A 7,726-nucleotide genomic window follows, 5' to 3' on the forward strand; every position below is an offset into this window, starting at 1 on the left:
GAGGTGCGCGACGTGCACCCGACGCACTACGGCCGCGTGTGTCCGATCGAAACGCCGGAAGGCCCGAACATCGGCCTGATCAACTCGCTGGCGCTGTATGCGCAGCTCAACGAGTACGGCTTCCTCGAGACGCCCTATCGCCGCGTGGCCGACGGCACGGTGACCGATCAGATCGATTACCTGTCGGCCATCGAAGAAGGCAAGTACGTGATCGCGCAGGCGAACGCCGGTCTCGACGGCCAGGGCAAGCTCATCGACGAGCTTGTTTCGGCCCGCGAGATGGGCGAGTCGGTGCTGACCACGCCGGAGCGCATCCAGTACATGGACGTGGCTCCCACGCAGATCGTTTCGGTGGCGGCTTCGCTCGTGCCCTTCCTGGAGCACGACGACGCCAACCGCGCGCTGATGGGCGCGAACATGCAACGCCAGGCGGTGCCAGTGCTGCGTCCCGAGAAGGCCTTTGTCGGTACGGGCGTCGAGCGCGTTTCGGCGGTGGACTCGGGCACGGTGGTCACCGCCAAGCGCGGCGGCGTGGTGGACTACATCGACACCAACCGCATCGTGATCCGCGTCAACGACGCGGAGACCGTGGCGGGCGAGGTCGGCGTCGACATCTACAACCTCATCAAGTACCAGCGCAGCAACCAGAACACCAACATCCACCAGCGCCCGATCGTCAAGCGCGGCGACAAGGTGGGCAACGGCGACGTCATCGCCGACGGCGCCTCGACCGACATCGGCGAACTGGCCCTCGGGCAGAACATGCTGGTGGCGTTCATGCCGTGGAACGGATACAACTTCGAGGACTCGATCCTCATCAGCGAGCGGGTCGTTGCCGAAGACCGCTACACCTCGATCCACATCGAGGAGCTGGTGGTGATGGCGCGCGACACCAAGCTGGGCTCGGAAGAAATTACCCGCGACATCCCGAACCTCAGCGAACAGCAGCTCTCGCGGCTGGACGAATCGGGCATCGTCTACATCGGCGCCGAGGTGAACCCGGGCGACGTGCTGGTCGGCAAGGTCACGCCCAAGGGCGAGACCACGTTGACGCCGGAAGAAAAGCTGCTGCGCGCGATCTTCGGCGAGAAGGCCTCCGACGTGAAGGACACGTCGCTGCGTGTCGATCAAGGCACCAACGGCACCGTGATCGACGTTCAGGTCTTCACCCGTGAAGGCATCGTGCGCGACAAGCGGGCGCAGCAGATCATCGACGACGAACTCAAGCGCTTCCGCCTGGACCTCAACGACCAGTTGCGCATCGTCGAGGCCGACGCTTTCGACCGCATCGAGAAGCTCCTCACCGGCAAGCCGGCCAACGGCGGGCCGAACAAGCTCGCCAAGGGTCAGGCGATCGACAAGGACTACCTCGCGAGCGTCGAGAAGTACCACTGGTTCGACATCCGCCCGGCCGACGACGACATCGCCAATCAGCTCGAGAGCATCAAGAACTCGCTCGAGCAGACGCGCCACAGCTTCGACCTGCGCTTCGAGGAGAAACGCAAGAAGCTCACGCAGGGCGACGAACTGCCGGCGGGCGTTCTCAAGATGGTGAAGGTCTACCTTGCCGTCAAGCGGCGCCTTCAGCCGGGCGACAAGATGGCCGGCCGCCACGGCAACAAGGGCGTCGTCTCGAAGATCGTTCCGGTCGAGGACATGCCCTACATGGCCGACGGCACGCCCTGCGACATCGTGCTCAATCCGCTGGGCGTGCCCTCACGGATGAACGTGGGCCAGGTGCTGGAAGTGCACCTGGGCTGGGCGTCCAAGGGCATTGGCCAGCGCATCGGCGACATGCTGCAGCGCGAAGCGAAGATCGCCGAAGTGCGCAAGTTCCTCGACGATCTCTATAACAAGTCGGGCGGTAAGACGGAAAACCTCGCTGCGCTCAGCGACGAAGAGGTGACCGAGATGGCCGGCAACCTCGCGCAGGGCGTGCCCTTCGCCACACCGGTCTTCGACGGTGCGGCCGAGAGCGAGATCCGCGCGATGATGCACTTGGCTTATCCCGACGACATCGCGGCGGTCAAGGGCCTGAACGCCACCCGCACGCAGGCCACCTTGCACGACGGCCGCACCGGAGACGCCTTCGAGCGCCCAGTGACGGTGGGCTACATGCATGTCCTGAAGCTGCACCACCTGGTGGACGACAAGATGCATGCCCGCTCGACCGGCCCGTACAGCCTGGTGACCCAGCAGCCGTTGGGGGGCAAGGCGCAGTTCGGTGGCCAGCGCTTCGGCGAAATGGAGGTCTGGGCTCTGGAAGCCTACGGCGCGAGCTACGTGCTGCAGGAAATGCTCACCGTGAAGTCCGACGACGTGAACGGGCGCACCAAGGTCTACGAAAACATCGTCAAGGGCGAGCACGCCATCGAGGCCGGCATGCCGGAATCGTTCAACGTGCTGGTGAAGGAAATCCGTTCGCTCGGCATCGACATCGAGCTCGAGCGCAACTAAAGGAGAAGATGCATGAAGGGACTACTCGACCTTTTCAAGCAGTTCACGCCGGACGAACACTTCGACGCGATCAAGATCGGGCTCGCCTCGCCCGAGAAGATCCGTTCGTGGTCGTTTGGGGAAGTGAAGAAGCCCGAGACCATCAACTACCGGACTTTCAAGCCGGAACGCGACGGCCTGTTCTGCGCCAAGATTTTCGGCCCGATCAAGGACTACGAGTGCCTGTGCGGCAAATACAAGCGCCTCAAGCACCGCGGTGTGATCTGCGAGAAGTGCGGCGTCGAGGTCACGCAGACCAAGGTGCGGCGCGACCGCATGGGCCACATCGACCTGGCCGCGCCCTGCGCGCATATCTGGTTCCTGAAGAGCCTGCCGAGCCGCCTGGGCTTGGTGCTCGACATGACCCTGCGCGACATCGAGCGCGTGCTGTACTTCGAGGCCTATGTGGTCGTCGATCCGGGCATGACGGACCTGAAGAAGTTCTCGATCATGACCGAGGACGACTACGACACCAAGAAGCGCGAGCACGGTGACGAATTCGTGGCGCTGATGGGCGCCGAAGGTATCCAGAAGCTGCTGTCGGAAATCGACCTCGACGTGGAAGCCGAGCGCCTGCGCGGCGACATGACCGGCTCCGAGCTCAAGGTCAAGAAGAACTCCAAGCGCCTGAAGGTCATGGAGGCCTTCAAGAAGTCGGGCATCAAGCCGCAGTGGATGGTGATGAACGTGCTGCCAGTGCTGCCGCCGGATTTGCGCCCGCTCGTCCCGCTGGACGGCGGCCGTTTCGCAACGTCCGACCTCAACGACCTGTACCGCCGCGTCATCAACCGCAACAACCGCCTGGCACGCCTGCTCGAACTCAAGGCGCCCGAGATCATCGTGCGCAACGAGAAGCGCATGCTGCAGGAGGCGGTGGATTCGCTCCTCGACAATGGCCGTCGCGGCAAGGCGATGACCGGTGCGAACAAGCGCGCGCTCAAGTCGCTGGCCGACATGATCAAGGGCAAGAGCGGTCGTTTCCGCCAGAACCTGTTGGGCAAGCGCGTCGACTACTCGGGCCGTTCGGTCATCGTGGTCGGCCCGACGCTCAAGCTGCACCAGTGCGGCCTGCCCAAACTGATGGCGTTGGAACTCTTCAAGCCTTTCATCTTCTCGCGCCTCGAAGCCATGGGCATCGCGACGACGATCAAGGCGGCGAAGAAGGAAGTGGAATCGGGCACGCCGGTGGTCTGGGACATCCTCGAGGAGGTGATCAAGGAACACCCGGTGATGCTCAACCGCGCACCGACCTTGCACCGCCTGGGCATCCAGGCCTTCGAGCCGGTGCTGATCGAGGGCAAGGCGATCCAGCTTCATCCGCTGGTCTGCGCGGCCTTCAACGCCGACTTCGACGGCGACCAGATGGCCGTGCACGTGCCGCTGTCGATCGAGGCGCAGATGGAAGCCCGCACGCTGATGCTGGCCTCCAACAACATTCTGTTCCCAGCCAACGGCGAGCCGTCGATCGTGCCGAGCCAAGACGTGGTGCTGGGCCTGTATTACGCGACCCGCGAACGCATCAACGCCAAGGGCGAAGGCCTCATCTTCTCCGACGTGGTCGAGGTGCAGCGCGCACTCGACAACGACATGGTGGAAATCACCACCAAGGTGGCGGTGCGGCTGACCGAGCACATCCTGGACAAGGAGACCGGCGAGTTCACGGTCGAAACCAAACTGGTCGACACGACCGTCGGCCGGGCGCTGCTGTCGGAGATCCTGCCCAAGGGCCTGCCGTTCGCGCACATCAACAAGGCGTTGAAGAAGAAAGAGATCTCGCGGCTCATCAACACTTCCTTCCGCAAGTGCGGCTTGAAGGAGACCGTGGTCCTGGCCGACAAGCTGTTGCAGGCCGGCTTCCGCCTGGCCACGCGCGCCGGCATCTCGATCTCGATCGACGACATGCTGGTGCCGAAGGAAAAGCCCGGCCTGATCCTGCGCGCCGAAAAGGAAGTCAAGGAGATCGAGCAGCAGTACATCTCGGGTCTCGTGACCGCCGGCGAGCGCTACAACAAGGTGGTCGACATCTGGGGCAAGACCGGCGACGAAGTCGGCAAGGTCATGATGAGCCAGCTGGCCAAGCAGAAGGTCACCGACCGCCACGGCAACCAGGTGGATCAGGAGTCGTTCAACTCCATCTACATGATGGCCGACTCTGGTGCACGCGGTTCGGCCGCGCAGATCCGCCAGCTTGCCGGCATGCGCGGCCTGATGGCCAAGCCGGACGGCTCGATCATCGAAACGCCCATCACGGCCAACTTCCGTGAAGGCCTGAACGTGCTGCAGTACTTCATCTCCACCCACGGCGCTCGCAAGGGCCTCGCGGACACGGCGCTGAAGACCGCGAACTCGGGCTACCTGACCCGCCGGCTGGTCGACGTGACGCAGGATCTGGTGGTGATCACCGAAGATTGCGGCACCGACAACGGCATGGCGATGCGCGCCCTGGTCGAGGGCGGCGAGGTGATCGAATCGCTGCGCGACCGCATCCTCGGCCGCGTGACGGCCATCGACGTGCCGCACCCGGAAACGCAGGAAGTGGTCGTGCCGGCCGGGCAGATGCTCGACGAAGACACGCTCGACATCGTCGAGGCGGCCAACGTGGACGAGGTCAAGGTCCGCACGCCGCTCACCTGCCTGACCCGCTTCGGGCTGTGCGCCAAGTGCTATGGCCGCGACCTCGGGCGCGGCGGCTTGGTCAACACCGGTGAGGCCGTGGGCGTGATCGCCGCGCAGTCGATCGGCGAGCCGGGCACGCAGCTTACGATGCGCACCTTCCACATCGGTGGTGCGGCGTCGCGGGCAGCGGTGGCCTCGAGCGTCGAGGCCAAGAGCGACGGCCACATCGGCTTCAACGCGACGATGCGCTACGTGACCAACGGCAAGGGCGACTTGGTGGTGATCTCGCGTTCCGGCGAAATCACCATCTCCGACCAGCACGGCCGCGAGCGCGAGCGCCACAAGGTGCCCTATGGGGCCATCCTCAAGGTCAAGGCCGATCAGCAGCTCAAGGCCGGTACGGCGCTGGCCAATTGGGATCCGCTGACGCGTCCGATCATTACCGAGTTCGCCGGCAAGGCGAAGTTCGAGAACGTCGAGGAAGGCGTGACGGTCGCCAAGCAGGTCGACGAGGTCACGGGCCTGTCGACGCTGGTGGTCATCGACCCGAAGCGCCGCGGTGCCGCCAAGGTGATTCGTCCTCAGGTCAAGCTGCTCGACGCGGCCGGCAACGAGGTCAAGATCCCCGGCACAGACCACTCGGTGACGATCGGTTTTCCGATCGGCTCGCTGGTGCAAATCCGCGACGGCCAGGACCTCGCCCCTGGCGAAGTGCTGGCGCGCATCCCGGTCGAAGGCCAGAAGACGCGTGACATCACCGGCGGCCTGCCGCGGGTGGCCGAGCTGTTCGAGGCCCGTACGCCCAAGGACAAGGGCGCTCTGGCCGAGATGACGGGCACGGTGTCCTTCGGCAAGGAAACCAAGGGCAAGGTGCGCCTGCAGATCACCGACCCGGAAGGCACGGTCTACGAAGAACTGGTGCCAAAGGAGAAGAACATCCTCGTGCATGAGGGCCAGGTGGTCAACAAGGGCGAGTCCATCGTGGACGGTCCGGCCGATCCGCAGGACATCCTGCGTCTGCTGGGCATCGAGGAGTTGGCGCGCTACATCGTCGATGAAGTGCAGGACGTCTACCGTTTGCAGGGCGTGAAGATCAACGACAAGCACATCGAGGTGATCGTTCGCCAGATGCTGCGCCGCGTCCAGATCACCAACTCGGGCGACAGCCACTACATCACCGGCGAACAGGTGGAGCGGGCGTCGCTGCTGGATGCGAACGACAAGTTGCGCAGTGCAGGCAAGATGACGGCCACGCATGCGGACGTGCTGCTGGGCATCACCAAGGCGTCGCTCTCGACCGACTCGTTCATCTCGGCTGCTTCCTTCCAGGAAACGACCCGGGTACTGACCGAGGCCGCGATCATGGGCAAGCGCGACGAACTCCGCGGTCTCAAGGAGAACGTCATCGTCGGCCGCCTGATCCCGGCCGGCACCGGCCTGGCCTTCCACCAGGCCCGCAAGGTCAAGGAAGAGATGGACGATGCCGAGCGCCGCTCGATCGCGATGCAGGAGGCCGAGGAATTGGCCTCGCTGCAGCCGGTGGTGGCCGACGGCAACGGCGAGGATCCGCTGGCCTGAGGCCGGGAATGCCTCGGTCCAAGGGCGGCTTCGGCCGCCCTTTTTCAAGCCTGAGTGGATGCTTCGCAATCAGGCGGCCCGGCGTTCAGCGTGTGCCACGACCGCGGCGTGAGCACGCTGACGCGCCAGGCAGCCGCGCGACGGGCTAGCCGAAGCAGCGCCCTGTCGCGGCTGATCAACCAGGCGCAGCCGCGGTGTATTGCCAGATCGATGAAGACCTGGTCATCTGGGTCGGCACAAAGGAGCCGGCTTCTTGGCGGCTCTTCGGAGTCGGTGCATGCGAATCGGTCCCAGGTGGCAGCTGCGGCTGCGGCATCGGGCTGCCACGGAGCGAAGCACGTCCGCGGCAGCACGAGCTCGAATTCCCGGCGCATCGCCGAGGTGGTGCGCCACAGCAGCGCGCCCGATTCGATTTGCTCGGCCAACAGGGACGTCGCGGGATCACGAAAAACCAGCCAATCGAGCACAGTGTTGGTGTCGAGCACGGCTGTTGGTAAGGGCATGCTGGTCGGTCACCTTGCAGCTGAGGGTCAGCCCGAATATACTCACCGGCTTTTCGGCAGACTCTGCTGCGCTTCTTGCTGGGCGACCAGCTGAAGATATCCGGGCGAAGCCGCCTGGGGATTTTCGGTTCGAGTTCAACTCGATCGAGCCACCCAGCACGGTGCCCGGAAGACCGAGTCACAGTAGCTTCAAACGGGAACAAGTTACCCATGCCAACCATCAATCAGCTCGTGACCAAGGGTCGCAAGACCGAAGTCACGAAGTCCAAGTCGCCGGCCATGCAGGGCGGTCCGCAGCGTCGGGGCGTGTGCACCCGCGTTTACACGACCACTCCGAAGAAGCCGAACTCGGCGCTTCGCAAGGTCGCCAAGGTGCGACTGACCAACGGTTTCGAGGTCATCTCGTACATCGGCGGCGAAGGCCATAACCTGCAGGAGCACAGCGTGGTGCTCGTTCGCGGCGGCCGCGTGAAGGACCTCCCGGGCGTGCGCTACCACATCGTTCGTGGCTCGCTCGACCTGCAGGGCGTGAA

At 64.3% G+C, this 7,726-nt stretch carries 4 protein-coding genes; 3 read left to right on the top strand and 1 reads right to left on the bottom strand.

The window, feature by feature from the left end; translation table 11 throughout:
- Both rpoB and rpoC read left to right on the top strand, forming a co-directional pair.
- A partial coding sequence (gene rpoB, locus H0W38_RS11485; RefSeq protein ID WP_292454035.1) for a DNA-directed RNA polymerase subunit beta occupies positions 1 to 2,457 on the top strand: 2,457 nt, incomplete at its 5' end.
- A gap of 12 nt (positions 2,458 to 2,469) precedes the next feature.
- The gene (gene rpoC / locus H0W38_RS11490; RefSeq protein WP_292454038.1) at positions 2,470 to 6,690 is read left to right on the top strand and encodes a DNA-directed RNA polymerase subunit beta'; all 4,221 of its coding nucleotides are present in this window, start codon (positions 2,470 to 2,472) and stop codon (positions 6,688 to 6,690) included.
- Between the two features lie 44 nt (positions 6,691 to 6,734).
- Here the strand turns inward: rpoC and H0W38_RS22090 are convergent, their stop codons facing one another.
- Complete coding sequence (locus H0W38_RS22090; protein ID WP_367161952.1) at positions 6,735 to 7,193, bottom strand: putative toxin-antitoxin system toxin component, PIN family; 459 nt, start codon at positions 7,191 to 7,193, stop codon at positions 6,735 to 6,737.
- A 210-nt stretch (positions 7,194 to 7,403) separates the two neighbouring features.
- Between H0W38_RS22090 and rpsL the strand changes: the two genes are divergently transcribed.
- Positions 7,404 to 7,726: 30S ribosomal protein S12 (rpsL, locus tag H0W38_RS11495; protein ID WP_292454041.1), on the top strand; the 323-nt coding region annotated here is incomplete at its 3' end.

It is taken from the genome of Methylibium sp. (genome assembly GCF_013817365.1).
In the GTDB taxonomy this organism is placed as follows: Bacteria; Pseudomonadota; Gammaproteobacteria; order Burkholderiales; family Burkholderiaceae_C; genus Methylibium.